This is a genomic window from candidate division KSB1 bacterium (assembly GCA_034505495.1).
In the GTDB taxonomy this organism is placed as follows: domain Bacteria; phylum Zhuqueibacterota; class Zhuqueibacteria; order Residuimicrobiales; family Krinioviventaceae; genus Fontimicrobium_A.
The window spans coordinates 64,115-90,670 of the sequence record JAPDQV010000005.1 but is presented as its reverse complement, the minus strand read 5'-3'; the positions used below and the strand labels follow the sequence as shown (position 1 = coordinate 90,670).

Below are 26,556 nucleotides of genomic sequence, written 5' to 3'. Positions count from 1 at the left end.
GAGGCCACTTATGCGGCAAATAGTTGATTTGCGCAGCGATACGGTCACCAAGCCGACGGCGGCAATGCGGGAAGCAATGGCCTCCGCGCCGGTGGGTGACGACGTTTTCGGCGAAGATCCGATGATCAACGAGCTGCAACGTCGCGTCGCCGAAATGACCGGCAAAGAGGCCGCTTTGTTCGTACCGAGCGGCACGATGAGCAACCAAATCGCGTTATTTGTGCATACCAAACCCGGCGATGAGGTGATCTGCGAGTACGGCTGCCATATTTTCAATTATGAAGGCGCAGGAGCTGCGCAGCTTTCGGGTGTACAACTGCATCCGCTTAAAGGCGAGCGGGGCGTTATAACGGCGCAGCAAATTGCCGAGGCGATTCGCCCGGCGGATCATCATTATCCCCGCACGGCTCTGATCGAGGTGGAAAATACGCATAATCGTGCCGGCGGCGCCGTTTTCCCGCTGTCCGAGCTGCGTCGCATTCGTGCTTTGGCCGATGAACGCGGCCTGACCGTTCATATGGACGGCGCGAGGCTGTGGAATGCCGTAGTTGCGACCGGAATCCCTTTAGCGGAATGGTGCAGAACGGCCGATTCAGTTTCCCTCTGTTTTTCCAAAGGCCTCGGAGCGCCGGTCGGTTCGATCCTGGTCGGATCGGCGGAATTCATCGAACGGGCTCACCGACGACGCAAAGCCCAGGGCGGCGGCATGCGGCAGGCGGGCATCCTGGCGGCCGCGGCATTATATGCTCTGGATCATCACATTGAGAGATTGGCCGAGGATCATCGGCGGGCAAGAGCTTTGGCCGAGTTTTTAAATGAACACGGAGCTTTAGTCGACTTGGCCGCAACGCAAACCAACATCGTCATTGCAGAACTAAAGGGGAGAAAATCCGCTCCGCAGTTCTGCAGAGAGCTGCAGGAAAACGGCGTTCTTGCTTTGCCGATTTCCGAATACAGGGTTCGTTTTGTAACCCATTTGGATGTCGACGATCAAGGATTAGAATATGCCGTAAAGGCAATCGGAAGATTGCTTTCTTGAAATAAAAAGAGCAACTTTTTTGTATTATAGGCATCAAAAAGATTGGGTTTAGGTAAATCTAAAATTGATTTTTGATTAATTTTTTTGTAAATTATATGATGCGCATATTCGGCATTGCCTACAAATCATCACCTTGAGTCCTTTATGCCTCGGTTTTTTATCAGATCACGATCATCGAAAATAAAGTCGAAAAGAGATCACAGCTTCCACACGATCAGGTACGCAAAAGCCGCATGAATAAAAAATCTAAAAAACAAAAAGAGGTACGGACTAAAGAGTCCATCGAAAAGTACCTTGAAGAAATCGGCAATTATTCGCCCTTACCGCCGGAAAAGGAAATCGAGCTGGCCTGTCGAATTCATCAGGGCGACACGCAGGCGTTGGATGAACTGGTCAAGGCCAACCTTCGCTTTGTGATCAGCGTGGCCAAAGAGTATCAGGGGCAAGGTTTGCCGCTTCAGGATTTGATCAGCGAGGGCAACTTGGGCCTGATTAAAGCGGCGCAACGTTTCGACGAAACACGCGGCTTTAAATTTATTTCCTACGCCGTCTGGTGGATTCGCCAGTCGATTTTGCAGGCGTTGGCAGAGCAGTCGCGCGTTGTGCGTCTCCCGCTCAACCGCGTCGGCGCCATCAATAAAGTCGGCCGCGCCCTGGAAGAGCTGGAAAAAGAATTCGGCCGCGAGCCGAGCATGGCGGAAATTGCCGACCGCATGGAAATGAGCGATCATGACGTGGCCGACGTCATCAAAACTTCGGCGCGGCATCTCTCTTTGGATGAGCCGTTCAAGGAAGACGAAGGCAACAGCCTGTTGGACGTGCTTGAAAGCGATCGTTATGAGCCGCCCGACGGTAAGCTGATGCGCGAGTCCTTACGGGAAGAGATCGAAAAAGTGCTCAGCACGCTCAAACCTCGGGAGGCGGAAATCGTCAAGCTCTACTTTGGATTGGACGGCGATCGGCCGCTGACCCTCGAGGAGATCGGCGAGTACTTTGAATTGACCCGCGAACGAGTTCGTCAAATCAAAGAAAAGGCTTTGCGCCGACTTCGGCATCGATCGCGTTTGGATCCTTTAAGAAAATATCTTGGATAATCTCGAGCCCTCTCCACGAGGGCTTTTTTATTTCCCTGCCTTTTGTGTAACCTCGATTCCTTTCCTGCGTATATCGTTTTGTCTTCTGTTCGATTAAACTGCTCTGAATGCCTGCGGAGGAAAAGAATGAAAAGCAAGAAGCGTAAACGGTTCTTTTGGATCGGCGCGGCTGCCGTTGTTCTTATCGGAGTCGCTTTCGGCCTCATAAAGAACAAAACGGAAAACAACGGCACCCCGCGCAAAACGGTCAAGGTCGAACGCAAGACGATTGTTCAGAAAGCGTTGGCCGTCGGCGCCATCGAACCCATCAATGAGATTGCCGTCAAAGCCAAAGTGAGCGGAGTGGTCGGCAGATTGTATGTTGAAGCCGGAGACTATGTCGAAAAAGGACAGGTCGTCGTCGAAATCAATCCCGACCCGACTCCCTTAGAGTTGGTGCAGGCGAGAAGAGAAGTGGAGATCCTGCAAATTGAAACCGGCAGCCTGCAGAAAGAGTTGGCCCGCCAGCAGGTTATGAAGGAGAAAGGCCTGCTCTCCGATCGCGAGTATGAAGATTTGAAGCGCCGCTATGACGAAGCTCAGTTGCGACTCAAATCGGCTCAGGAACAGCTGCAGTTGATCGAGAAAGGCAAGGTACGCTCTTCTGGAATGACCGTAGAGACGGTCGTCAAAGCGCCGATCAGCGGCTATATCTTGGAAAAGCTTGTTAATATCGGCGATCCGGTCGTACCTTTGACGTCCTATCAACCCGGCACACCGCTGCTGCGCATGGCCGACATGAAGGATTTGCTTTTCAAAGGTACAGTGGATGAAATCGATGTCGGCAAGATTACCGAGGGAATGCCGGCTGAGCTGCAGATTGGCGCCCTGCCTGGCAAAAAGGTCAAGGGTCGCGTAAAGTTGATCTCCCTCAAGGCGCAAAAACAGGACAACCAGACGGTCTTTCCCATCGAGATCGTCATAACCGAGACCGACGGCGCCGTGCTGCGTGCCGGTTATTCAGCCAATGCATCCATTATCATCGCCAAGCACGACAGCGTTCTATCCCTGCCGGAGCGAGTCGTCACCTTTGCCGGTGATTCCACCTATGTCTTTGTTCCCAAAGGCGAAAAGGAGAAAGAAAAAGTTTTGATCAAAACAGGCCTTAGCGATGCCATAACCGTGGAGATTCTTGAAGGTCTACAGGAAGGGCAGGAGGTGTTGGATAAGGAAACCCGAGAGATTATCTAGGGAAGAGCTTATGCTCGATTTACAGGATACAATTCGTCAGATATTTCTCTATCTGCGCCAGTACAAGTCGCGCACCTTTATGACCCTGTTCGGGCTGGTGTGGGGAACGATGACGGTGGTGCTTCTCTTGTCTTTCGGCACCGGCGTCGAAAAATCGATGAAGAAAAATATGCACGGCATGGGCGAACGGATCGCCATCGTATGGCCGGGAACGACCACCAAAGCGTGGCAGGGATACAATTACGGCCGTAGGATTCGCTTTACGATGGCCGACATCGAGCTGCTTCGTCGCGAGATCGGCGAGTTCAGCGCCATCAGTGGGGAATACATTTATTACGAACGGCCGATCCGCAACGGCGACCGCATCGCCAAACCGCCGGTGACCGGCGTCATGCCGGAATACGGCCTGATGCGAAACATCATCGAATGTGACGGCGGCCGTTGGATCAATGAAATGGATATGGCGGAAAAGCGGCGGGTGGTCTTTCTCGGCAATGCCATTCGCGACCTGCTCTTCGGCGAGAATGCCGACGCCGTCGGCAAAACCGTATTCATCGGTGAGACCCCGTTTACCGTCATCGGCGTTTTGAAAAAAAAGACCCAGCCTTCAAGCTATTCCTATCGCGATCAGGACCGCGTTTTCATCCCCTCGACCACCTTTGAATCGCTTTACGGGTGGCGTTATCTGAGCAATTTCGTCTATCAAATTCAGGATCCCACCCGAAACGAGATCGTGCGGGATAAAATCTACCAGGTGCTCGGCAGGCGCTATGTCTTTGACCCCACCGATAAGAACGCTCTCGGTATTTGGGATACCACCGAGATGGACAAATTCATATATTACTTTTCTCTCGGCTTTCAGATCTTTCTTGGGCTGATCGGCGCCCTGACCCTGATGGTCGGCGGTATTGGACTGGCGAACATCATGTACGTTGTGGTTCAAGAACGGACGCGCGAAATCGGCATCAAGAGGTCGGTCGGAGCCAAACAGCGCCTGATCATGAGCGAATTCCTCGTTGAGGCGTTCATAATCATCGCGATCGGCGCCCTGGCGGGATTTCTCCTGGCTTTAGTTTTTATTCGCTTGATTTCTCTGCTGCCGATTAAAGAGTACGTTGGTCATCCGCAGCTCTCCTGGTCGGTGGTGTTGATCTCCGTCGCTGTTTTGGCAACGGTCGGCTTTATGGCCGGCTATTTTCCGGCCCGACGGGCAGCGCGATTGCAGGTCGTCGAATGCCTCAGGTACTAAGCCGATTGTTCAGCTTTATTGTTAAAGGTTAATTTACTTGAAAGCGGCCTGCTGAAAGGCGTTTTTTTCAGAGGGATTTATGCAGATCGTTTTATTGATCCGGGAATTTATTCAAGACCTCAAGCGGCAAAAGCTGCGTGCCTTTTTGACGATAACGGCGATTACCTGGGGAACGCTGGCGGTCGTCCTGCTGATGGCCTTCGGCACCGGCCTGGGGTTTCGGATGCGCGAAAGCCTGCTGAATGCGGGCGATCGCATTATCCGCATTTGGGGCGGCGAAACGTCATTGAAATATGCCGGTCTTCCGACGGGACGAAGCATCAACCTGGTGGAAGAGGACGCCTGGCATTTGCTGCGGGCAATACCGGAAGTCGATCTTGCGCATCCTACTCTCGATCGCGGCGTGCAGCTGCGCAAGGGTCAGGCCGCTTCCTACACGCATATGGAAGGGGTTTGGCCGCAGTTCGAGGTACTGCGACGCATGTTTCCGGCGCCGGGCGGCAGATTCATCAATGAAGAGGATCTGAAAGAGCGGCGGCGGGTGGTTTTTCTGGGGGGCGAGATAGCCAAAGAAATCTGCGGTCGGGAAAATCCAGTCGGCGAGGTGATCACCATCGACGGCATCCCCTTCACGGTGATCGGCACCATGCCGAAAAAGCTGCAGACGGCCATGAACAACGGTCCGGACGATCGTCGAGCCATCATTCCGTTCACGACGTTCCAGACGCTCTACGGCAATCGTTATATCGGCGAACTGATCCTGCATGCGCGCAGTCCTCTGGAGACCCAGCGCGTCATCAACCGAGTCAAAGAGATCCTTGGTCGCAAGTATCTCTTTGATCCCAAGGACGAACGGGCGCTTTACATTTGGGATATGGTCGAGGCCGAGCGTCAGGGTGCCAAGGTGTTCACGGGTCTCAACATCTTTCTCGGGGCCATCGGCGGCATGACTCTGGTGATTGCCGGCGTCGGGGTCGCCAATATCATGTACGTCGTCGCCAAGGAGCGAACCCGTGAAATCGGCATCAAGCGGGCTGTCGGCGCAAAACGCCGCCACATTATTTTTCAGTTCGTTTTCGAGTCTTTACTAATGAGCTTTATCGGCGGCAGCCTCGGCCTGCTGATTTCCGTTGCCGTCGTCCGACTTGTGCGCATGATTCCGATAAGCGGCGACGGTGCCATGCAGTTTCTGGGTCGGCCGATGCTTTCGTCAGCCGTCGTTCTGACGGCGGTCTGCATTCTCACACTGGTTGGACTCTTTTCCGGACTCTTTCCCGCGCGCAAAGCGGCCTCCGTTGATCCTGTGGAGGCCTTGCGCTATGAATAGAAAAGGAATCAAGAGACAAAGCAGCCGGTGCTTTGCTTCAGATCTGCGAATAACCGGTCGGAGAAAGGATGATGTCGGTTATGGAAGAGACCGTGTCTTTGTAACGCGGCAAATCCTTCATTTTGGCCCACCCTTCGCTGTTGATGAACCGACGCCACGCCGCCGCCTGTTCCTCCATGCTTTCGAAACCCAGCATGTAGAGAAGGTTCGGCATATCGGCGCCCGCCAGCGTCTCTCCGAAAATTACCGGATTGAGTCCCGTTTCTTTAAACAAAGCAATTTCGCCGCCCTCATTGAACATCTCGATCTTGAGCGCCGCTTTAACCTGACTATGGCTCTCATAGATGCGGACCTCAAAAATGCGGTCGCGCTTGCCGCGCAGATGCGGCGGAATCTCCGGCCTGGGCAAATGGGAAAAAGCGCGTAACAGCCAAGTTTCCTGGCGATGAAAGAGGGGGTTACTCATTTCCGGATCGATCAGCTCGCCGCCGGCTTTCCGAAATTCAGAATCCTGGTAAAGACGCTTACCGACGGTCAAGAAAGATTCTATGGACGGATGCGGAATCAGGACAAAAGTATCGCGGCCGTCGGCGCCGAAACGCGGGCGAAAGACGCCGATCGGTTCGATGCCGAGGCGGTTGAGCCCCGGAATAAGCGCCTGCGAAAGAAATTGATCCAGCCTCCCCTTCTGTGAATTATTGAGAGACTCGTAGCGGATCCACTCGTAAAAACAGCACGAGTCGGTTTCTTCGGCCCGCACCGGCGAGATCGCTGCGGCCGTCGCCGCGGCGGCGGACAATAAAAACTCCCTTCGTTCCATAGCTCTCCTTTCGTACTTGATTGTGGCAAAGTCGGCAAATCGACGGCGCCGCCGATTCATTGCATTACAGTAGTCTCCTCGGACTTGTCGTCTTCCTTGCTGCCTGCAGAATTCCACAAGGATTTTAGGGCTTCGATCTCTTTTTTGCGTAGGTACCGCCATTCCCCCGTCTGCAGCTCGCCCTGCGCCAACGGTCCGATATGGGTGCGGATGAGGCGTAGGACACGGTAGCCGAGAGCATCCAGCATCAAACGAATTTGGCGGTTTTTGCCTTCGGTCAGGGTGAAGGAAATCCAATAGCCCGTTTCCCCCGGACCGATTCGTTTGACGCGGCAGGGTTTGGTCAAGTAACCGCGGATACGTACCCCTTCTTCGAGCCGACGGCGATCCTTTTCTGCCGGCGGACGATCAATGAGCACCTTGTAGCGCTTGCGCACCTCATGGTCCGGATCCGTCAGAAAATCGGCCAGAGCGCCGTCATCGGTCAGGAGTAAAAGGCCCTCGCTGTCCATGTCCAGGCGGCCGACCGGAAAGATCCAGCGGTTTAGCGGCGGCAAGAGGTCATAAATCGTTGGCCTCCCTTCGGGATCCTTGCGCGTCGTCACGTAACCGCGCGGCTTGTTCAACAGAAGGTAGGTATGCTCACGAACCAGGCTTAGCCTTTGGCCGTCCAGGCGAATATCGTCGCGAAAGAGGTCGACATATTCTAAAATGTGCCGAACAACCTTGCCGTTGACCGTCACGCGGCCGTCGAGGATGTATTGACGCGCCTGACTGCGCGAGGCGGCTCCCATTTTGGTAAACGCGCGCACGAGCTGAACGCGCCGGCGTCCTTTACGCCTTTGTTCCTTAATCTTGTTCACAAGCCTGCAAAATTTTATCGCGAAACAAGGACGGCATGGGGATAACCTTGCCCTTTTCATCCACAAAAGCAAAGCTCATGTCCGCCTCGGCACAAATCCTCTGCGTCGTCTCATTATAAATGACAAAGCGGGTGGAAAAGCTGCTGCGCCTCACTTTGCTGAATTGACCTTGAATATCGAGCAGATCATTAAACTTGGCGGGCGATTTGTAGTCGATGTGCACGCTGACCACAAACGCGAACGCCTTCAGCCGATGAAAATCCATAAAACTAAGGCCCATCTGCTCCAAATAGTTGCAGCGCGCCTCTTCGAGATAGTTCAAATAGACGGCGTTGTTGACGTGACCGAACGAGTCCAGATTATAGCTGCGGACATTCAGTTTGTAGTGAAAGGTCTTGGGCATAATTTCCTCTGTATTTCTAAAAATAGAGTAGTCGGTTCGAGAGATCCCGGCAGGAGTGATTTACTTTTGAATCTTTTACGCCGTTAAAGCATCCGAAAAATTCGATAAAGCAATTTACAGTTTTTCGTTGCAATAAAGAAAATTTATCGAGGCAGACGAAAATCATTTAATCACGGAAGGATAAAATGCTCATAGCTCTTGGAATCATTTTGACGGTCCTCGTTTTGTTTGTGGTTTTGCAGATCGTTATGGTCCGAAAGATGCAGTCCAAGCGGGGAAAAGATGTTCCGCAATTGGGCGGCAGGCTGGATGCGCTGATGCGCCGCGGCAAGGTGCTGTTTTACTTTTATAGCCCTTCCTGCCGCGCCTGCAGACCGATGACGCCGATTGTCAGAAGCCTGGCACAACATGACAAGCGCATCTTGCTCGAGGATGTTTCGCGCGATGTCCGCACGGCGCAACAGTTCGGCGTTATGGCCACGCCGACTCTCGTCCTGGTTCAAGAAGGTAAGATTGCCGATATTCTAGTAGGCTATCAGGATGAAAGCCGGTTGCGCGCTTTATTGGCCGATTGATCGAGCGCTTCCCATTCGGCCAAGGCGTCGCCGATAAACCGAACAATCGCCGCATGCTCCTGCCGACCGTCTCCGGTGATTGAGATCGGCGAACCGAATCGAAAGCGTACGGTTTTTTGCGGATAAATTCTGCCGAAATCTTTTATCAGTTTACCCTGCCCCCAAAAATCGGTTTTAAGGGCGATGGGAACCACGGTTGCGCCGCCGCGCTTGGCCAACTTGATCCCCAAGGTGTTGAATTTCTCCGGTATAAATTCCGTCGTGCGCGTATGCTGCGGGAAAACCACCACGCTGATGCCGTCCTGCAGCTTTTTTACGCCTTCGCGCAGCACCACTTCAAGGTCTTCGCGCGGATTGACACGGCCGACGACAATGGGATCCATGGCCCGCATAATGTGTTTGAAGACAGGATAATCGATCAGGCTTTGTTTGACAATAAAGGTATGTTCACCGATCGGATAGAGCATGGAGGAAAGGATGATGGTCTCCAAAACACTCATGTGGTTGGCGACGTAAACATAGGGGCCTGGAAACTGCGGAACTTGGCTGACGCCGCTGATTTCGATGCGGCCGCCGACGCGCTCGACGGCGCGTAATACGGCAAGGCCGTGCCGATAATAGTCTTCATGCGTAAATATGCCGCGCTTGGCTTTGTGCGAAGCCGCAATCACTTGTTCGACCATAAGGTAGTAAAAGCGCACCCCTGGAAACAGAGGGCGGCTTGTCGGCTCGGCAGTGCTGTAGTCCTTTTGCAGGACGCCCAAAAGATCGATTCGCGAATTCATAGCTCCTTTTTTGCGCTTTTGAAAAAATTAAGACATGCCGAGCAAAAGGGCAAGCGGAATCTCTGGGAGGTGCTGTTATGTTCTCATTCGGATTTTACAAACAGTTCGCGCGAACGTTTTGCCGCACAATAGGCGCCGCACATGGAGCAGACCTGCTCATCCGGAAGGTCAATGGAGTTGCGGTATTCTTTGGCTTTTTGCGGATCGATGGCGGTCTCGATCATCGCCGGCCAGTCGAGGGCGGCGCGCGCTCGACTCATGCGGCGATCCCATTCTGCCGCACCCGGCACGCCTTTGGCAATGTCGGCCGCGTGCCCGGCAATGCGCGCGGCAATCAAGCCTTCTTTGACGTCGTCCAAATTCGGCAATCGCAGGTGTTCGGCGGGCGTGACGTAACAAATAAAGTCGGCACCTGCCGCCGCTGCAATCGCTCCGCCGATGGCGGCCGTGATGTGATCATAGCCCGGCGCAATGTCGGTCACCAGCGGCCCGAGCACATAAAACGGCGCACCGTGACAAAGCTTTTTCTGCAGCTGGATATTGGCGACGATCTCAGACAACGGCACATGGCCGGGACCCTCGATCATCACCTGCACCCCAAATTCGCGGGCCTTTAAGGTTAGTTCCCCCAAAATGATGAGTTCCTGAATCTGCGCTGCATCCGTTGCGTCTTCGAGAGAACCAGGACGCAGACCGTCGCCCAGGCTGAGCGTGATATCGTGCGCGCGCGCAATCTCCAACAGTCGATCGAAATGCTCATAAAACGGGTTTTCTGCGTCGTTGACCGTCATCCATTCGGCCAAAATACTGCCGCCGCGGCTGACAATGTGCGTCAGTCGCGGGCGATGACGGAGCCTCTCCAATCCCGCCTGCGTCAATCCCGCATGAATGGTCATAAAGTCGACTCCGTCCCGCGCATGCTGCTCGACTACCGCAAACCACTCGTCTATGCTGATGTCCTTAACCTCTTTGCCGGAGAATGCGACCGCATCGTAGATCGGCACGGTCCCTATCGGCACCGGGCACTCCTGAACCAGCCAGGTCCGGAAGCTTTGTGTATTGTCGCCCAAGCTGAGGTCCATAATGGCATCGGCGCCGTGCGCCAACGCGATCGCCAGTTTTTTCTTTTCCAACACCGGATTGTGGCATTCATAGGAAGTGCCGATGTTGACGTTGATTTTGGTGCGCAGCCCTTTGCCGATCCCTTTAGCTCTCAGACTCGTATGGCGCGGATTACTCGGCACGACAATAAGCCCTTCGGCAATGCCGCGCAACAGATCGTCTTGACTAATCTGTTCCTCCTCAACGACTGCCCGCATGGCATCCGTAAAGATACCTAACCGCGCCGCCTCTAATTGCGTCATAGTTCTTCTCCTTCATAACTCTAAATGCGCATGGTACACTCGCATTTTCTTGCGAATGATACCGCTTTGTCGCTGTTATCAAATAGGAAGATAAGAGGCGCTGAAGCAGCCAAGAGGGGAATAAAAAGAGAAGCAAGTGGTAGAATGCTGAAACATCATTCCGCCGCTTTCCTCCGCCGGCATTATCCGGTTCAGGTTCCAAGGGTTGGGCTTCCTGCCCTCTCAGCGCATTTCTGCACCCCTAGCGACGAAAAAATATACACAGTTTTTACGGCGGATGCAAGCTGACTTTTCCAATGCGGGCATCTTGGCACCAGCATAAAAAATCAGTCGGGCGGGATTGTCAGGGCAAGTTTGCTTTGATTATCAGATAGAGTTTGTGAGCAAAAGTTAAAGGGTGCCGTGGGCGATCAAGGCACGGTTTGACGTTTTCGCACCTCAGGCTTCAAATCAGGTGAGTGGGCGGCCTCGGCGATGCATCAGCCTGGATTGCTCTATTTTTTACCGAAATAGTGATTTAATGTTTTTGATAAGGATGGGGCGAACCGACGGGCCTTTTTATTGAGCGGACGGGCGTTGTTTTAATATAGTCTAAAGCCCGCCTTTCGGGCGGGCTTTAGGTTGTAAAGATTAGAGAATCGACAACATCTCCGAATATTTCGGCAGCGGCCAGAGATCATCGGGGATCAGTTTCTCCAGCTCATCCGAGGGCTTGCGCACCTTGATGAGCAGTTCCGCCACCGTATCCGCGATATATTTGGCCTTTTTCGGCAAGTCGTCGATTTCATCTGCCTTTTCCAGAGCTTCCCGAATTTCAGCCAGACCCTTGTACAAGGCGGCAATCTGCTCGGAAACCCGCGCCAGGAGATCGCGTTGCACACTGACAGCCGATTCGGCAATCTGCGGCGCTGCGCTGCCGATGCTTTTAATGGCATCCGCCAGCATTGTTTGATAAGAAATGGCGGCCGGCAACACGCGCGTTTCGATCAGGTCGCAGAACGTCTCGGCTTCGATTTCGATGGTCGTGATATACTGCTCGAGCTTGATGCGATAGCGCGCGTAAATTTCGCGTTCAGTAAAGACGCCCTGTTTGATGAGCATTTGGACGTTCTTTTCAGCCACCAATGCATCGAATGCATAGGCTGATTTCTTGACGTTCGGCAGGCCGCGTCGTTCGGCTTCGCGTTCCCAGTCTGGGCTGTAATTATTGCCCTCGAAACGAATCGGTTCGGTCTCGATGATCTGGTCGCGCAAAACTTTTAGAACCGCATTGTTAAACTCTTTGCCGGCTTTCAGCTCTCTTTCGATGGCGTCGCCGATATAATCGAGCGAGTCAGCTACTGCAGCGCTGAGAATGGTGTTGGGAAATGAAATGGACGCCGAAGAGCCGACGGCGCGGAACTCGAACTTGGAGCCGGTAAAGGCAAACGGCGAAGTACGGTTTCGATCGGTGTGATCGCGGAAAATCGACGGCAGTTTGCTGATGCCGAGGTCGATGATATAGTTTTCCGTGGCCGTTACCGGCACACCTTCCTTGATCTGATCGAGAATTGTCGAAAGCCGCTCGCCCAAAAAGACCGACATGATCGCAGGCGGCGCTTCGTTGGCGCCCAAACGATGATCGTTTCCGGCCGAAGCCACCGACATGCGCAACAGGTCGCTGTATTTGTATACGGCGCGCAGGACGGCTACCAGGAAGACAAGGAACTGGAGATTTTCTTCCGGCGTCGTGCCGGGATCGAGCAAATTGACGCCGTCGTTCGATTCCATAGACCAGTTGTTGTGCTTGCCGCTGCCGTTGATGCCGGCAAAAGGCTTTTCGTGCAAAAGCACGGTGAGGCCGAACCGATTGGCGATTTTTTTCATCACCTCCATGGTCAGCTGATTTCGGTCCGCCGCCACATTGGCCTCTCCGTAAATCGGCGCTATTTCGTACTGATGCGGTGCAACCTCATTGTGGCGCGTCTTGGCGGGAACGCCCAGTTTATAGAGCTCTTTTTCGACTTCCTGCATGAACGCCAGAACGCGCTCTTTAATCGCGCCGAAATAATGGTCTTCCAGCTGCTGTCCTTTGGGCGGCAAAGCGCCGATCAGCGTGCGGCCGGTATGCACCAAATCAGGTCTAAGGTTGAAGAAAGCCCGATCGATCAAAAAGTATTCCTGTTCGGTGCCGATGGTTGTTACGACGCGCGTTGCCGTTGTATTGCCGAAAAGCCGGAGAATGCGCAGCGCCGAGCGATTGATGGCCTCCATGGAGCGAAGGAGCGGCGTTTTCTTGTCGAGCGCTTCGCCCGTATAGCTGATAAAGACCGAGGGAATGCACAAAATGCCGCCGCGCGGACCGTCGACGATAAAAGCCGGACTGGAGGGGTCCCACATGGTATATCCGCGCGCTTCAAACGTGGAGCGACTGCCTCCGCTGGGAAACGAAGACGCGTCCGGTTCGCCCTGCACCAGCTGATTGCCGCGAAACCGCTCTACCGGTACGCCTTCATCGAATTCCAAAAACGAGTCGTGTTTTTCCGCCGTCAGACCGGTCTGCGGCTGAAACCAATGCGTATAATGGGTGACGCCCTTGCTCAAGGCCCACTCTTTCATGGCATGCGCTACGGTGTTGGCGATGCTCATATCGAGCTTTTCACCTTTTTTGATGGTCGCCAACAGCTTCTTATAAGTGTCCTTGGGAAGCTTTTCGCGCATGGTCTGTTCGTTAAACGTATTGGCGCCGAAATACTCGGAAATGCATTGAGCTGTTTCCGGCAAAATCGGCGACTGGTCGGCCAAATCGACCAAGACCTTTTTCCTGGGGGTCAAACAATCGGCTTTGATTGACATTACGGAACCCTTTCGTTTTAGTTTGCTATATGTTTATTTATTTCCGATGTTAATTGAGGGCAACGCGGCCGCGCTCGCCGGTGCGGATGCGTACGCTTTCTTCCAACGGAGTAACGAAAATTTTTCCGTCGCCGACATAGCCGCTCTGCGCGACGGTCATGATGGCTTCGATGGTCGGCTCGACGAATTCATCGTCGACGGCGGTGTCGATTCTCAGCTTCGGCAGCAGAGAAGGCAGCGTTTTCGCCTTAAGGCTGCTGCTGAGGCCCGGAGCATTGCCGTGACCCAGCACCGGATTGACCGTTAAAGAGAAAATTCCGATTTTTGCCAAAGCCTCGCGAACCGCTTCCAAGCGGTCTTCACGTATAATAGCGGTGACCATTTTCATTACTGCTCTCCTTTTACAATAACTGGCAAATCGTTTTTTTTGCAATCAGGATTGGTTGGAAATCTTCCCTTTTTATATCAAACATCATGCCTTTTTTAGGCAAACATTGACATATTGGAAACAGAAAACATAATTGCAATAAAAATAGAAGGTAATGAAATAAGCAAAAAATACCTTGTGCCGCTGTTATATTGCGAAAAAAATACAAAAATGATGGAAATAAAAATTAAAAATACAAAAAGATAGGAAATAGGAGTGAAATAAAAAGCCCCTGCAGCAATTGGCAGGGGCTTTGAAGAGTTAAAAGGTGTAACCGGCGGAAAGAAAAAAGCAGTTTTCAGTGTATTCGTCCAGCGCCAGGTTCCAGTTCCACCGAACGGCAATGTGTTCATTGAGCTTTTTCCCGATCCCAAGCAACAGGCAGATCGTCGATTTCTCGTTATTGCCGGTCGTAAAGTAGGCGGAATAGGTGCCGGCGCCGAGCTGAGCCGATAGTTCCGCACCCTTGAACGTCGTTTCGGCTCCAATTTCTAGCCAGTACAACGGATCGGAAACAAGATCGATAGTTTGCGAGTCTTTTTTGTAACTCTGTGCCGGCAAATAGTAGGCGCCAAAGCTGAAGGGCCCATAGCCGAGTCCGGCCGACAGCTCATACACCGTGTACTCCCGCCTGGCGAAAAAATCATAGCTGTATAGAATTACGCCGAGCTGTGTCTCAAAGTCACCTGTCGGCAGCGTCAGAGTTACATAGGGATCATTTTCCACAACCAGGGGGCCGTTAAAGCTCGACATCCAGAGTCCGCCGGTGATGGGCCCGTACGAGAACTCGGCGGTGCTCTGCAGGGCGGCTCCCTCAAACTGCTTCAAGCCGCGGAAGACATAAGTAGAGACCAGCGATACATCGCCGGCAAAGCCGATCTCTGCCGCATGGGTTTGCACCAGGATCGCCGACAGGAAAATGAGAAACAACGATTTTTTCATGCTCGACCTCCTTGCGTAAATGAACGGTAAAACGGGTTAGTATTATTGTGTAATGAAAATCTGGAAACCGCTATAAGCTTCCATGCCGTGTTCGCCGATGTCCAAGCCCTGCAGCTCTTCCTCGGCCGAGGTGCGCAGACCGATGGTCTTTTTCAACAGACCAAAAAGCGCGAGCCCTAATCCGAAAGCCCATATAAAGGCGGTCAGAACACCCAGAGCCTGCACGCCGAGTAATCTGAAGCCGCCGCCGTAGAAAAGACCGTTTTCGGTGTGGAACAGCCCAACGCTGAGCGTGCCGAATGCGCCGCATACGGCGTGAACGCTGACGGCGCCGACCGGGTCGTCGACTTTTAGAGTGCGGTCGAGAAAGAGAACGCTCAATACGACAACTATTCCAGCCACGGCTCCGATCAGCACGGAGGCGACGGGAGTTACGGAGGCGCAGCCTGCCGTAATGGCAACAAGACCCGCCAATACGCCGTTGAGAGTCATTGATGCGTCCGGCTTTTTCAAAATGGTCCAAGAGGTAATCAAAGCCGTGACGGCGCCTGCCGCCGCAGCTAAATTGGTGGTCACCGCAATTCGTCCGATGCTGCCGTCGGCAAAAGTCGTGGAGCCCGGATTAAATCCGAACCAGCCGAACCAAAGGATAAAGACGCCCAATGCGGCGAGGGCAATGTTATGACCGGGAATAGCGCGCGGACTGCCGTCCGGTCCATATTTGCCGATTCGCGGGCCCAAGGTGACGGCGCCTGCCAGCGCCAGCCAACCGCCGATTGAGTGAACGACCGTCGAGCCGGCGAAATCGACAAAGCCCAACTTTTCCAGCCAACCGCCGCCGTCGAGAAGCCCTCCCCAAGCCCAGGATCCGAAAATCGGATAGATAAGCGCGCTGATGACGATGCTGTATACAAGATAGGCGGAGAACTTGGTGCGCTCGGCCATGGCGCCGGAAACAATCGTCGCCGACGTAGCGGCAAAAACCGTCTGAAAGATCAAAAAGGTCCAAATCCAATCAGAGCTCATGGCGTCGTAGCCCGACAGCATAAAGTGTTCGGTTCCAAACAGGCCGTTGCTTTTGCCGAACATCAGGCCGAAGCCGATGAAAAAGAATGCCAAAGAACCGAAAGAAAAATCCATAAGATTTTTCATCATGATGTTGACCGTGTTCTTGGCGCGGGTAAAGCCGCCTTCCACCATGGCGAATCCCGCCTGCATGAAAAAGACAAGAAAAGCGGCTACCGCCGTCCACACGATGTTCATGTTCGACTGCAGCTTTTCCGCCGCGTCGGCAACGGCGTCGGTCGCCCAAGCATCTTTGACGATGAATAAAAAAAAGAGCGTGACAAAAAAGGCCAAGTTCAATCTAATGGTTTTCATCATTTTTTTCCTCATTAATTTTATGATTCGTCAACCAATTGCTTCGCTGCCGGTTTCGCCTGTGCGAATGCGAATGCATTCCACAAGGTCGAGAATGAAAATTTTTCCGTCGCCGATGTTTCCGGTCCTTGCACCGGCAATAATACCCTCAATGGTCGGCTGCACGAATGCATCGTTCACGGCAATCTCGATGCGGACTTTTTTCAGCAAATTGACTTCTATTTCCACGCCGCGATACGTCTCATGATAGCCCCTTTGCTGTCCGCAGCCCAGGGCATTGGTGACGGAAATTTTGTAGATCTCGCGCTCATAAAGCGCCTGCTTTACGGCATTCAGCTTTTCAGGCTGAATGTAGGCAATGATGAGTTTCATACCGTTTCTCCATTTTTTTAACACGTTGTTTTTAAGGTATGCCTGCTCATTAGCAATCATAATGCCGAAAATATGAGAAGATTATAAATAAATGATATAAATGAATTTAAAAAGCTAAGGCGTCTGGATGGGGAAAAGGTAAAAATAATCAAAAATGAATTAGGAAAATATTAAGTAACAAAATTGAAGGAAAAGATTTTCTTTTCACTTCTGGGAGAGCCCTGATATCATCGGTCTTTTAAAAGAAAAAAATTTTGCTTGAATATGATCCTGCAAAAAGGTAACTTTAATATAACGATAAACAAAAATGTGACTAAAATGGGGATGTAATGATGCAAAACATGGAAGATGAACGGCTTTTGAACAAACTTTCCATTCTTTTGGAAATCAATACGGCCATCAGTCGGACCTTTGATCTAAAAGAATCTTTGATGGCCGTGCTCAAAATCCTAAAGAACTCTTATCATATCCGTTCGGGAGCGGTTTTTCTCGCTGAAGAGGACGGAGAGACCCTTTCGATGGCCGCTTCGATCGGCTATCAGTTGGAAGCGGCCAAGACCAAATATCGCTTGGGTGAGGGATTAACAGGGCGAATCGCTGAAACCGGCAAAGCGATCGTTGTGCCGCAGGTCAGCAAGGAGCCGCTTTTTCTCAACCGCATGGCTTCCTGGGATCCGCAAAAAGATCGTGAACAGAGCTTTATCGGCGTTCCCATCATTCTCGACTATGACACGCTGGGCGTCCTGATCGTTAATCTGCCTTATCAGGCCAAACGCGATTATGAGAGCGCAAAAAAGTTTCTTGCTCTGGTTGCCTCCGCTTTGGTGCAGGCTATCCGATTGGACAAGATTCGCAAACGGGATCAGCGGCAGCTGCTGGAAGAGAGCGCCAGACTTCAGACACGCCTGCGCGATGAGTTCAGCTTTCAAAACATCATCGGCAACAGCCACGAAATGCGCGAAGTGTTCGAACGCATCATGCAGGTGGCGCGCGCCGACACGACGGTGCTGATCCGTGGGGAATCGGGAACCGGCAAGGAGCTGATTGCCCAAGCCATTCATTACAATTCTCACCGCGCCGACAAACCCTTCGTGCGCGTCAACTGCGCCGCCATTCCGGAAACGCTGATCGAAACGGAATTCTTCGGCTATGAAAAAGGCGCCTTTACGGACGCCAAGATGCAGAAAAAGGGACGCTTTGAGCTGGCGGACGGCGGCACCATTTTCCTCGATGAGATCGGCGATCTCAGTCCGATGACCCAGGTTAAACTGTTGCGGGTGCTTCAGGAGCAGGAGTTCGAACGCGTCGGCGGCACCGAGACCATCAAAGTCGATGTGCGCATCATTGCCGCCACCAATGCCAACCTCGAAGAGCGTATGAAACAGGGCAAGTTCCGCGAGGATCTCTATTACCGGCTGAACGTTTTTTCCATCCTGCTGCCGCCGCTGCGCGAGCGACAATCCGACATTTTGCTGCTGGCCGACCACTTTTTGCTGAAATACGCCCGCAAGCACGGAAAGTCCATCAAGCGCATTTCGACGCCGGCCATCGACATGCTGCGCCAATACCATTGGCCGGGAAACGTGCGCGAGCTTGAGAACTGCATCGAACGGGCGGTGTTGGTGTGCGATGATCAGGTGATTCACAGTTATCATTTACCTCCCACGCTGCAGACCGCCGAGAGCAGCGGCACGCTGCCGCGAATCTCCTTGGAGGCAGCGGTAGCCAACTACGAGAAAGAACTGATCCAGGATGCTCTCAAGGCGACGCACGGCAATCGCGCCAAGGCGGCGCGGCTTCTGGATACGACTGAACGCATCATCGGCTATAAAATTCAAAAATATCAAATAGACGTCGAACGCTTCAAATTAGGGCGCGGCAAAAAGAGCGATGCCTTGGTTTGATCGGCACTCTGTTTTTGCAGGCCAATGCGCAACAACTTCCGCAAAGGAGCATTATGAAAAAATCTCTTTCGATACTGTTTGCGGCAATTTTCGCCGCCTGCGGCGGCCGTTCCTCCGCCCCTTCGGCGCAAGGATCCGAGTCCGTTGAGTATTTCGTCTTTGTCGGCACCTACACGGCCGGCGCAAGCGAAGGCATCTATGTTTATCGCTTGAATCCGCAAACCGGCGGTCTACGATTGGCACGAACGATTCAGGATCGTAACAATCCATCTTTTTTGACGATCGACATTCCGCGCCGGCGTTTGTTCGTCGTGCGCGAAGTAGACAATTACCAGGGAACCGATCAGGGTGCCGTGGCCGCCTATCGCATCGACCCGGAAAGCGGCAGTTTGAGCTTTATCAATGCTCAACCTTCGGGCGGCGCGCACCCCTGCCATGTAACGGTCGATGCCCTCGGCCGCTTTGTGTTCGTCGCCAACTACAGCAGCGGCACGATCGCCGCTTTTCCTGTACAAGAAGACGGCTCATTATCACCGGCTTCGACGGTTATTCAACACCGCGGTTCGGGTCCCAATAAGTCACGCCAAGAGGGTCCGCACGCCCATTCGGTTACCTTATCGCCCGACGGCCGGTTTCTGTTGGCTTGCGATCTCGGTATCGACAAGGTTATGGTTTATCAGACCGATTTCTCTGGAAACGGACTTGTCGCCGAGCCGTCCCGCTTTGCCGCAGCCGCTCCCGGCGCCGGCCCCCGGCACTTGACCTTTGATCCGAGCGGACAACGCATCTATGTCATAAATGAATTGAACTCGAGCATCACCGTCTATGACTATCATGCCGAAGACGGTTCCTTGACGCGCATCGAAAGCGTGAGTACACTGCCGCCCGACTTTTCCGGTGCGAACACCTGCGCCGACATCCATATCACCCCGGACGGCCGCTTTCTTTACGGCAGCAACCGCGGGCACGACAGTCTGGCTGCCTTTGCCGTCGATGCGGCGAGCGGAAAACTGACGCTGCTCGGCCATACGCCGACAGGACGCACGCCCCGCAATTTTGTAATCGACCCAAGCGGATCCTACATTTTAGTAGCAAATCAAAACAGCGACAGCATTATTGTCATGCAGATCGACCGCCAAACCGGCAAATTGACGCCTCTGCAGACGGTTTCCGTACCCAGTCCGGTCTGCATACAGATTGTCGAACGATTCCATTAAGATTGAGAAGGGATCGGCGCGCCTTTAGGGCAGTTCGACGGGCGTCGCCAGTTCGCGCATGACAAGCTCGCCGAACCATGTCGGATCATAATTCCAGTTTTTAATGAGCTGCGGCCCGGCGGTGGGATGAAAGGACCAGGCCGTCCAGCAGAAGGCGTTGCAGCGCAGGTAGGCGGCCATCTCGAGCCCATAGTTTTGATGGCCGTCGGCGACGGTTCCGCCCCATTCGCCGACGATGATCGGATAGATCCGCCCGACGTTGCCGAAAAACACGTCCCACGGTTTGGGCTTCCAAGGATAGGGGTGAGTATCGTAGACAATGTTTTCTCCCGTCAAGGCGTAACCGGAGAGGATGCCGCGCAGGTCAAAACCCCAATCCAAACCGGCGGCGATGATGAGGTTGTCTGCCCCGACGGAACGAATGGTCTCGACCAGGGCCTGATGGCCGGGGGTGTGGTAGACCAGCGCGCCGTCCTGCAGCTGCTCCGTTACTATGCCGCCGTTGCGCCAGGTGCCCCAGTCGACGTCGTGAGGCTCGTTGTAAAGACCGAACAAAACCGCCGGATGATCGGTGTATAGCCGCGCCAGGTCGCGCCAAAACGTCGCCGAAAGGTCGTCGGGCATTTTGTGCTGGCCGATGTTCTTTCCCCATTCGCCGGCATTGTTCCAATGCAGATCGAGCCAAATGTAACATCCCTTGCGGTTGCCGAGCGTTACGAGCTTATCGACCAATGCGCGATAGCCGATCCCGCCGTCGCTCTGTTCCGGTCCAAAGCCGTACCAGCGGTCCTGCGACAACGGAATGCGGGCGATGTTGATTTTCCATTTGTCGACGGCATGAGTCAGCGAGGTGATTATCTGATCCCCGGCGGCGTTCCACTCCAGGCTGGGAATGTTGACGCCGCGCAGGATCACGGTATCGCCCTCGGCGTTCAGGATCCATCGACCGACCGTGTGCAGGGGCGAAAGCGAAGGTTCCGATTGCGGCGTCGATTGCGACGGTTGCCTGCTGCAGGCGCCGACCGCCAGCAGGGAAACAATCACCAACTTAAGGGCAATCTTTTTCCCGTTCATCGAACCTCCCAAAAATAACAGCAACTAATCCTGTACGACCACATGCGGCAGCTCTGCGACCTCGATTGCCGGTCCACGGAAACGCTTGAGCAGGTTGAAGCGCCGGAGATAAGTCCACATGCCGACCGTTACGACGGCGCTCAAAGCTGCAGCCATCAGCATGATTTTTTGCATGTGAAAATAGTCGGAGAGCAGACCGATGCTGAGGTTGCCGAGCGTCACGCCGCAGCCGACATGAAAAGCCCACAACAGCGACTGCGCGGTGGAGCGGTATTTTTCCGGCGTCAAGTCGTGCATCAGATCCACGATGGCGATCCAAAACAGAGAATAGGTTATGCCGCTGGTCAGCCCGACGGCCAGGGCCGGAAGAGGGTGTCGGATCAGACCGTACAGCACCAAGCGGCCGACAGCCGTCGCCATAGAAAAGACGAGCAGCCCGCCGCTGCCGAAGCGGGCGGCCAGGGCGCGGCCGTAAAGAAAAAACGGCACCTCGCTGAGCGCCTGCACTGCAAAGGCAGCGCCGATGATCTGATTGTTCGCGCCGATGTCGCGGTAATACAGGTTGATGAAAACATACAGCGGCGAGATGGCAATGCCGTAGAGCGTCAGTAAAAGGAGGAAAGCGATGCGTTGCTTTTGCATAAAAAGTCGCGGCGCCTCTTTATAAGAGCGGGGTATCTGAGGCGACCGCTGTTCGTGGAAAAAGTCGGTCAAAAGCCAGGCGGCAAGATAGAAAGCCGCTGCGACCGTGAACATGAGAGTATAGCTGCGGCTTAGCAGCAGTCTTCCCATGACCAGGTTGCCGAGCGCCCAACCGAGCGAAGCCCAGAGACGAAACTGGCCGAACGCCGCGCGGGGGTTGTGTTTGACATAACCGATGGCCAGGCTGTCGGACAGGGTGCCGAGGGGATGGTGCATGGCGGCCAAAAGAATGATGTAACCGATCATCAGATGGTAATCGGCAATCAGGCGAAGATTCCAGATCAGCAGTCCCGCTGTAAACAGGACGATCATCAGCAGCCGCTTGTTGCCGAAGCGATCGGCCAGCATGCCCCAGATAGGTACCACAAAAAACAGCACCGCCTGATAAGAACCGGCGACCACCCCGACTTGGGCGCCGGAAAAGCCGCGGCTCTTTAGATAAAGATTAAAGAACGGCAGCCAGGCCGAGAGACCAAAGTAAAAGAGGAAAAAGACGCTGCCGAGGAGGACGCCCTGGGGGTTTAATGAGAAAATAGTGCGAGGTGAAAAGACCGCTTTATGAGGCTTATTTTTTAGCATTCTATTTATTTTAAAAACAGTTGATGATTCGCTCTTAAGCTGATAAAACAAATAAATTAATAAATCTTAGAGGGAATCCCAATGGAAAGTTTTGCTAAATTGGTTGTTAAGGCGAAAGGGAGATCAGTGTTCGAGGGCCACCGATTTAAATGTCAGAATAAAAATTTGCGTAAAATACCATCCGCCCTTTACATCTCTGGCGCATCCTAATCCGGTCAATGTATACTCTCCTTCGATGTTGGCACGATGGCCGGGGCTATTAAGCCAACCATTTACAGCCGCTTGGGACGGATCGTTGAAACCATAATTGTAAGCTACATTCTCGCCGCCCGCCTGCGCTGAGAGAACCGTGCTGATAGCCTGGAAACGCTCTTCAAATCCTTCATGTCCGAGAGGTACTCTGCCGGAAGCCATATCGCGACTGTGCTTAACCGCCTGTTCTGCGACCGTTTCATTCCACAATAAAGGCGGCAACCGAAGTGCCGACCGATGTGCATTCACCAATTCATGGGTTCGCCTTGCCATCATTTCTTCTTCGGTTACCGCCGTAGACTGCATCGGCGAGCGCTGCTTCCCGCAGCTTAGAATTGTTGCGAGAAGCAGCACCAAAATCCCCTTTAAAAAGTTCATAAGCTCCTCTTACGGAAAATAGACAATTGGGCTTAAGGCTTTATCGGCAGCCTATAGAGCGCAATTGCGTAGGCAGGAACTTCCAAAGATTGAGCGACTTTTACTTTGTTCTGTTTAATCGTCAACACCGGCGGTTTGCCCGGCTCGTTGTAAGCCATGGGGTCGTCATGGCGAATGACGTAACGCACAGCCTTGCTGCCGAGCTTTCCGCCGAGCAGGTCTAAGCGGACTTTGGTCGTCTGCGGGGTCGGATTGACGAAAGAGACGGTCAGGGTGCGCCCGTCGTCTGTCAAGGCCGCCGCCGCATCCAGGCTGCCCGTCTCGCCTTCGAGCTTGAGCGGAATCGTGCCGAATTCGCGACGATAGAGCACCAGCGGCAGACCGGTGGCATCAAAGGCGGCGTCGGTGCGCGTTGTCTTGATGCATCCGATGACGTTCACCGTCTGCGCGTAATTGGCCATGAAAAAGAGGTCGCTGTTGCGGTAGTACTCGTGCAGGCCGACGGCAACGCCGAGGGCGTCTTTGAGATGATAACGCACTCCCAATTCTCCGTAGATATAATCGCCGTACCAATAGTTCCACTCGTCCATCGATATGCGGATGTCCTTTTCCAGCAGGCCGGGAATCTCGCGGCGGTAGCGTCGATGCGCATCGGCCTTATAGCGGATCTGATCGGCCAGCTGCCGCACGTGCGCCGGCACGTCATCCAAATCCTTGCAATAGATGTGCTCGCTGATCAGGTTCATATAGTCGCCGCAGACGCGCAGCATAGTCTCGCTCCAGCGGCCCACCTCGCCGACGCCGATCAGCTTGATGGTCGGATCGACTTTCCACATCGCCTCGGCGACGCGATTGTGTTTCTCGACATATTGCTCCAACGGCATATGGCCGAGCTGCCACTCGCCGTACATCTCGTTGCCGACCGCCCAGAAGCGACAGCGCCACGGCTGCGGATGGCCGTTCTGGGCGCGCAGCTTGCCCATCGGTGTGGAGACATCGCCGTTAATGTACTCAACTTCCTCGGCCACTTCCTCGACGGTGCCCAGGCCGGTGTTTACTGAAACGAACGGTTCGGCGCCGATCAGCTCCATGAGCTGCATGTACTCGTGAATGCCGACGTCGTTGTGTTCGACGCCTTTCCAGGCGGGATTCTTGCGCGGCGGCCGCTTGTCGCGCGGACCGATGCCGTCGCGCCAATTGTAGCCGCTGACGAAATTGCCGCCCGGCCACCGGTAGACCGGCGAATTCAGCTCTTTCAGGAGCGCAATCACATCGCGGCGCCAGCCGTGGATGTTGTCGTCCGGCATGAGCGAAACGGTGCCGATTTTAAAGGATCCGGCTCCGGTCGAAAAGATCTCCAAAGTGGCATGGTCGCAGGAAAAATTCGGCTTGAAGGTCAGCGGATATGTTTTATAATTGAGCGTCAGGCTGGGGATGGTTTGGGAAACGGTCATGCCGTCATGGGAAACGAGGCGCACGGTGATCGGTGCGGCGGTCGGGGAGCCGGCCAGGACGATGCGGCCGACGTACCTTTTCCCTTTGCGCACGGCCAGCTCCGGTTGAGCGATGCCGGCCGCGGTGCCGTTGCCCGGCAGAAAGATGACAGGGGAATGCTCGCCGACATAAGGTTCGGACACATCCATCTTGACGCTGCCGGCCGGGCCGATGACCTTCCACGGAGAAGCGGCGAGATACTGATAGTCGCCCGCCTTCCAAAAGTCATCGCGGGAGGTGGCAAAAGGCTTATAGTCGTCGGTTATCGGATAATAAAATTTGCGGTCTTCGAGCATTTCCGCCCACAAGCCGCCGTAGATGCAGCGGCCCAAGTGTTCGATGAATTGGCCGTAAATGTAGGGCTGAATCGGCTCGCTTTTTTGATTTAAATCGATGGTAATGGAGGCCTGGCCGTAAAGACAGGCAGTAAGCAGTAGAACTAAGGGAATACGTTTCATAAATTGGATCTCCTGCATTAGGTTTAATGAATTATGCAAACCATGGCCGCGACCGTTTCAAATTAGCGAGGACCTCAAGTGTGATGTTGACGTCGTTGACGATCTGAAAGTCGAACATGCCGACGCAGATGAAATCGGCGCCGTTTTCGAACGCCCATCGGAAGCCGTCTTCAGGCGGAATTGCACCGGCGGCAAGGACTTTGAATGCCATGACCGGCTTTTGCGCCTGTTTGATGAACTCGATCGTCTGTTCGGGAAAGAGGTCGAACATGTTGTCATGAAAACGGTTGTGATCGAGCGATTTCGGACCGTCGACCTCAAAGTTCACTCGATATTCGCGCGGATGCGCCGACCAATAGTTTTCGTGATGCATGGTTTTCATATAATAGTCGGGCATGATGCCTTGTTCGGTACAGGCAAACAAGGCTGCGGCAGAATGTGCACCTAAACCGGCAACATAGCCCTGCGAGCGAATGTGATCGAGCATGGCGGCAATGACGTCGATCTTTTGATCGCGCACCAGCCAATCGCACCAGTTGCCCTGCACCTGAACGATGTCGACGCCGTAATCGATCGCTTTATCGATATTGACGAAATAGTCCTTTTTCTCCATGTCCGGGTGCACCTGCGAGATCACCTTGATTTTGCTGCCGGTAATTTTCTTATACTGCGCCAGCAGCGGATTGGAGGCAAAACCGATGTTGATGGCATTGATGCCCGCCTGCTCGGCCAGCATGAGGGTCTCGAATATCTTTTTCTCCGTATTGTAGGCTTTGAACAAGGCGGAAACATAAATGAGATCGCGCGAATGCGCCCAGCCGCCGATGAGGTTGCCTCCCAGTACCAAGCGGCTGATTTGATGCGGCCCGAGTTTGCCCTTCGGCAGTTCGCCCTTCAGCTCCGCCAGCGCCTTTTGGCCGATTTGAATGGTGGCGCCGGTGGAAGCGTCGACACTTGCCAAAGCCTTGCTGCGGCCGGCCAGCCAACCCATGACGCCGAGGGCGGGAAGCGTCGCCAGATTCTTGAGCATCTCGCGTCGGGATGCGTTCAGAGTTTCCCCCTCTCTTGATTTACGTTTGAGCAACGGCCGCAATGCCGCCAGACCGTAACCGGTTTCGCGCGAAAAGGCAAGAAGCAGCAGCACCGCAGCCTCGATGAACAGCTTGTCGACAATAAACAGATGTCCTTCCGAGGCCTTCCAGAGTGATGGTCCGAAAGGCGGATAGGCGAAATAATAAAGTGTAAGCAAGAAAGCGCCGGCGACTGCGGCAGGGCGAACGGCCAGGCCGATAAAAAGAGCCAGGCCGATTAACGTGAGGCCGTACATATTGGCCGCATCGGTAATTTTTAGCGGCGTCGGCGAGTTGGCGATCCAATGGTAGATTGGCGCTAGCGGGCCGGTACTGTTGGCTAAGTAGGAGGCGGCGGACCAATTGCCTGCGGCCAGTTTGGCAATTCCTTCATAGAGGAAATGCCATCCCACGGCAACGCGCAATATGGTCATAATCCATCGGTTTTGTTTCATGGCTGACTCCTTTGCGGTCGAAAAGGTCTGTTACCGCAAAATATAGGTCAACAGTTCCATAATATCAAGCTGCTTCTAAATGTTAACGGGCAAATCAGATGAATGTTTGCTTGCATATTTGTTGAAAAAGAAGTTAATTCTTGCGGCAATTTTCATTATTTGGAGAGCAAAATCATGAGGAAAGAAGGCAATCTGACAATGGAAAGAAGAAAGTTCTTAGGGGCAATGGCGGCTGCGTCTGCTTTTACGATCGTGCCGCGACGGGTGC

General features: G+C 53.6%; 23 protein-coding genes and 1 riboswitch. Of the genes, 8 read left to right on the top strand and 15 right to left on the bottom strand.

Going from position 1 to position 26,556, the window contains the following annotated elements; translation table 11 throughout:
* Positions 1–10: 10 nt before the first annotated feature.
* The 5 genes from ltaE (at position 11) to ONB24_03705 (ending at position 5,939) form a co-directional block, all read left to right on the top strand.
* Positions 11–1,039 carry a low-specificity L-threonine aldolase gene (gene ltaE / locus ONB24_03725; GenBank protein ID MDZ7315212.1) on the top strand — a complete coding sequence of 343 codons (1,029 nt, stop codon included), beginning with the start codon at positions 11–13 and terminating at the stop codon, positions 1,037–1,039.
* Between the two features lie 233 nt (positions 1,040–1,272).
* Positions 1,273–2,133, top strand: coding sequence for an RNA polymerase sigma factor RpoD/SigA (locus ONB24_03720; protein ID MDZ7315211.1), 861 nt, complete (start codon positions 1,273–1,275; stop codon positions 2,131–2,133).
* A gap of 126 nt (positions 2,134–2,259) precedes the next feature.
* Positions 2,260–3,363, top strand: a complete 1,104-nt coding sequence (locus ONB24_03715; protein ID MDZ7315210.1) for an efflux RND transporter periplasmic adaptor subunit — start codon at positions 2,260–2,262, stop codon at positions 3,361–3,363.
* A 10-nt stretch (positions 3,364–3,373) separates the two neighbouring features.
* Complete coding sequence (locus ONB24_03710; protein MDZ7315209.1) at positions 3,374–4,612, top strand: ABC transporter permease; 1,239 nt, start codon at positions 3,374–3,376, stop codon at positions 4,610–4,612.
* 79 nt (positions 4,613–4,691) lie between these two features.
* Positions 4,692–5,939, top strand: a complete 1,248-nt coding sequence (locus tag ONB24_03705) for an ABC transporter permease (protein MDZ7315208.1) — start codon at positions 4,692–4,694, stop codon at positions 5,937–5,939.
* A 37-nt stretch (positions 5,940–5,976) separates the two neighbouring features.
* Here the strand turns inward: ONB24_03705 and ONB24_03700 are convergent, their stop codons facing one another.
* The 3 genes from ONB24_03700 to ONB24_03690 are packed head-to-tail and all read right to left on the bottom strand — an operon-like array spanning position 5,977 to position 8,025.
* Entirely contained in the window at positions 5,977–6,759 is a 783-nt protein-coding gene (locus ONB24_03700) for an NIPSNAP family protein (protein MDZ7315207.1), read from the bottom strand.
* 56 nt (positions 6,760–6,815) lie between these two features.
* Positions 6,816–7,622: an rRNA pseudouridine synthase gene (locus tag ONB24_03695; protein ID MDZ7315206.1), complete on the bottom strand. Its 807-nt coding sequence runs from the start codon at positions 7,620–7,622 to the stop codon at positions 6,816–6,818.
* Positions 7,609–8,025 (bottom strand): acyl-CoA thioesterase, encoded by a 417-nt coding sequence (locus tag ONB24_03690; GenBank protein ID MDZ7315205.1) that lies wholly within the window; start codon positions 8,023–8,025, stop codon positions 7,609–7,611. The genes ONB24_03695 and ONB24_03690 overlap by 14 nt, the downstream gene beginning before the upstream one ends.
* Positions 8,026–8,210: 185 nt before the next feature.
* On the opposite strand from ONB24_03690, the gene ONB24_03685 reads away from it, so the two are divergent.
* Entirely contained in the window at positions 8,211–8,600 is a 390-nt protein-coding gene (locus tag ONB24_03685) for a thioredoxin family protein (GenBank protein MDZ7315204.1), read from the top strand.
* Here the strand turns inward: ONB24_03685 and ONB24_03680 are convergent.
* The 7 genes from ONB24_03680 to ONB24_03650 form a co-directional block, all read right to left on the bottom strand.
* A complete protein-coding gene (locus ONB24_03680) occupies positions 8,561–9,385 on the bottom strand; it encodes a 1-acyl-sn-glycerol-3-phosphate acyltransferase (protein MDZ7315203.1) in 825 nt (274 codons plus the stop codon). The genes ONB24_03685 and ONB24_03680 overlap by 40 nt on opposite strands.
* A gap of 83 nt (positions 9,386–9,468) precedes the next feature.
* Complete coding sequence (gene thiC / locus ONB24_03675) at positions 9,469–10,749, bottom strand: phosphomethylpyrimidine synthase ThiC (protein MDZ7315202.1); 1,281 nt, start codon at positions 10,747–10,749, stop codon at positions 9,469–9,471.
* A 151-nt stretch (positions 10,750–10,900) separates the two neighbouring features.
* A riboswitch (TPP riboswitch) is annotated at positions 10,901–11,002 on the bottom strand.
* Between the two features lie 377 nt (positions 11,003–11,379).
* On the bottom strand, positions 11,380–13,533 hold the full coding sequence (locus ONB24_03670) for a glutamine synthetase III (GenBank protein ID MDZ7315201.1): 2,154 nt from the start codon (positions 13,531–13,533) through the stop codon (positions 11,380–11,382).
* Between the two features lie 100 nt (positions 13,534–13,633).
* Positions 13,634–13,972 (bottom strand): P-II family nitrogen regulator, encoded by a 339-nt coding sequence (locus tag ONB24_03665; GenBank protein MDZ7315200.1) that lies wholly within the window; start codon positions 13,970–13,972, stop codon positions 13,634–13,636.
* A 300-nt stretch (positions 13,973–14,272) separates the two neighbouring features.
* Positions 14,273–14,953 (bottom strand): hypothetical protein, encoded by a 681-nt coding sequence (locus ONB24_03660; GenBank protein ID MDZ7315199.1) that lies wholly within the window; start codon positions 14,951–14,953, stop codon positions 14,273–14,275.
* Positions 14,954–14,995: 42 nt separating this feature from the next.
* Complete coding sequence (locus ONB24_03655; protein ID MDZ7315198.1) at positions 14,996–16,336, bottom strand: ammonium transporter; 1,341 nt, start codon at positions 16,334–16,336, stop codon at positions 14,996–14,998.
* A gap of 27 nt (positions 16,337–16,363) precedes the next feature.
* On the bottom strand, positions 16,364–16,705 hold the full coding sequence (locus tag ONB24_03650; GenBank protein ID MDZ7315197.1) for a P-II family nitrogen regulator: 342 nt from the start codon (positions 16,703–16,705) through the stop codon (positions 16,364–16,366).
* 332 nt (positions 16,706–17,037) lie between these two features.
* Between ONB24_03650 and ONB24_03645 the strand changes: the two genes are divergently transcribed.
* Complete coding sequence (locus ONB24_03645) at positions 17,038–18,609, top strand: sigma 54-interacting transcriptional regulator (protein ID MDZ7315196.1); 1,572 nt, start codon at positions 17,038–17,040, stop codon at positions 18,607–18,609.
* A gap of 53 nt (positions 18,610–18,662) precedes the next feature.
* Positions 18,663–19,826 carry a lactonase family protein gene (locus ONB24_03640; protein MDZ7315195.1) on the top strand — a complete coding sequence of 388 codons (1,164 nt, stop codon included), beginning with the start codon at positions 18,663–18,665 and terminating at the stop codon, positions 19,824–19,826.
* 24 nt (positions 19,827–19,850) lie between these two features.
* Here ONB24_03640 and ONB24_03635 read toward each other — a convergent pair whose 3' ends face one another.
* The 5 genes from ONB24_03635 to ONB24_03615 form a co-directional block, all read right to left on the bottom strand.
* Positions 19,851–20,900, bottom strand: coding sequence for a glycoside hydrolase family 5 protein (locus ONB24_03635; protein ID MDZ7315194.1), 1,050 nt, complete (start codon positions 20,898–20,900; stop codon positions 19,851–19,853).
* A 24-nt stretch (positions 20,901–20,924) separates the two neighbouring features.
* Positions 20,925–22,181 carry an MFS transporter gene (locus tag ONB24_03630; protein MDZ7315193.1) on the bottom strand — a complete coding sequence of 419 codons (1,257 nt, stop codon included), beginning with the start codon at positions 22,179–22,181 and terminating at the stop codon, positions 20,925–20,927.
* A 123-nt stretch (positions 22,182–22,304) separates the two neighbouring features.
* Positions 22,305–22,811 (bottom strand): CAP domain-containing protein, encoded by a 507-nt coding sequence (locus tag ONB24_03625; GenBank protein ID MDZ7315192.1) that lies wholly within the window; start codon positions 22,809–22,811, stop codon positions 22,305–22,307.
* Between the two features lie 32 nt (positions 22,812–22,843).
* The gene (locus ONB24_03620; GenBank protein MDZ7315191.1) at positions 22,844–24,763 is read right to left on the bottom strand and encodes an alpha-N-arabinofuranosidase; all 1,920 of its coding nucleotides are present in this window, start codon (positions 24,761–24,763) and stop codon (positions 22,844–22,846) included.
* A gap of 31 nt (positions 24,764–24,794) precedes the next feature.
* Positions 24,795–26,288, bottom strand: coding sequence for a DoxX family protein (locus ONB24_03615; GenBank protein MDZ7315190.1), 1,494 nt, complete (start codon positions 26,286–26,288; stop codon positions 24,795–24,797).
* Between the last annotated feature and the right edge of the window lie 268 nt (positions 26,289–26,556).

Excerpts from the sequence above, each read along its gene's own strand:
- ltaE (MDZ7315212.1), top strand. The coding sequence starts at position 11 with ATGCGGCAAATAGTTGATTTGCGCAGCGATACGGTCACCAAGCCGACG.
- ONB24_03720 (MDZ7315211.1), top strand. The coding sequence starts at position 1,273 with ATGAATAAAAAATCTAAAAAACAAAAAGAGGTACGGACTAAAGAGTCC.
- ONB24_03715 (MDZ7315210.1), top strand. The coding sequence starts at position 2,260 with ATGAAAAGCAAGAAGCGTAAACGGTTCTTTTGGATCGGCGCGGCTGCC.
- ONB24_03710 (MDZ7315209.1), top strand. The coding sequence starts at position 3,374 with ATGCTCGATTTACAGGATACAATTCGTCAGATATTTCTCTATCTGCGC.
- ONB24_03705 (MDZ7315208.1), top strand. The coding sequence starts at position 4,692 with ATGCAGATCGTTTTATTGATCCGGGAATTTATTCAAGACCTCAAGCGG.
- ONB24_03700 (MDZ7315207.1), bottom strand. The coding sequence starts at position 6,759 with ATGGAACGAAGGGAGTTTTTATTGTCCGCCGCCGCGGCGACGGCCGCA.
- ONB24_03690 (MDZ7315205.1), bottom strand. The coding sequence starts at position 8,025 with ATGCCCAAGACCTTTCACTACAAACTGAATGTCCGCAGCTATAATCTG.
- ONB24_03685 (MDZ7315204.1), top strand. The coding sequence starts at position 8,211 with ATGCTCATAGCTCTTGGAATCATTTTGACGGTCCTCGTTTTGTTTGTG.
- ONB24_03680 (MDZ7315203.1), bottom strand. The coding sequence starts at position 9,385 with ATGAATTCGCGAATCGATCTTTTGGGCGTCCTGCAAAAGGACTACAGC.
- thiC (MDZ7315202.1), bottom strand. The coding sequence starts at position 10,749 with ATGACGCAATTAGAGGCGGCGCGGTTAGGTATCTTTACGGATGCCATG.
- ONB24_03665 (MDZ7315200.1), bottom strand. The coding sequence starts at position 13,972 with ATGAAAATGGTCACCGCTATTATACGTGAAGACCGCTTGGAAGCGGTT.
- ONB24_03660 (MDZ7315199.1), bottom strand. The coding sequence starts at position 14,953 with ATGAAAAAATCGTTGTTTCTCATTTTCCTGTCGGCGATCCTGGTGCAA.
- ONB24_03655 (MDZ7315198.1), bottom strand. The coding sequence starts at position 16,336 with ATGATGAAAACCATTAGATTGAACTTGGCCTTTTTTGTCACGCTCTTT.
- ONB24_03650 (MDZ7315197.1), bottom strand. The coding sequence starts at position 16,705 with ATGAAACTCATCATTGCCTACATTCAGCCTGAAAAGCTGAATGCCGTA.
- ONB24_03645 (MDZ7315196.1), top strand. The coding sequence starts at position 17,038 with ATGCAAAACATGGAAGATGAACGGCTTTTGAACAAACTTTCCATTCTT.
- ONB24_03640 (MDZ7315195.1), top strand. The coding sequence starts at position 18,663 with ATGAAAAAATCTCTTTCGATACTGTTTGCGGCAATTTTCGCCGCCTGC.
- ONB24_03635 (MDZ7315194.1), bottom strand. The coding sequence starts at position 20,900 with ATGAACGGGAAAAAGATTGCCCTTAAGTTGGTGATTGTTTCCCTGCTG.
- ONB24_03630 (MDZ7315193.1), bottom strand. The coding sequence starts at position 22,181 with ATGCTAAAAAATAAGCCTCATAAAGCGGTCTTTTCACCTCGCACTATT.
- ONB24_03625 (MDZ7315192.1), bottom strand. The coding sequence starts at position 22,811 with ATGAACTTTTTAAAGGGGATTTTGGTGCTGCTTCTCGCAACAATTCTA.
- ONB24_03620 (MDZ7315191.1), bottom strand. The coding sequence starts at position 24,763 with ATGAAACGTATTCCCTTAGTTCTACTGCTTACTGCCTGTCTTTACGGC.
- ONB24_03615 (MDZ7315190.1), bottom strand. The coding sequence starts at position 26,288 with ATGAAACAAAACCGATGGATTATGACCATATTGCGCGTTGCCGTGGGA.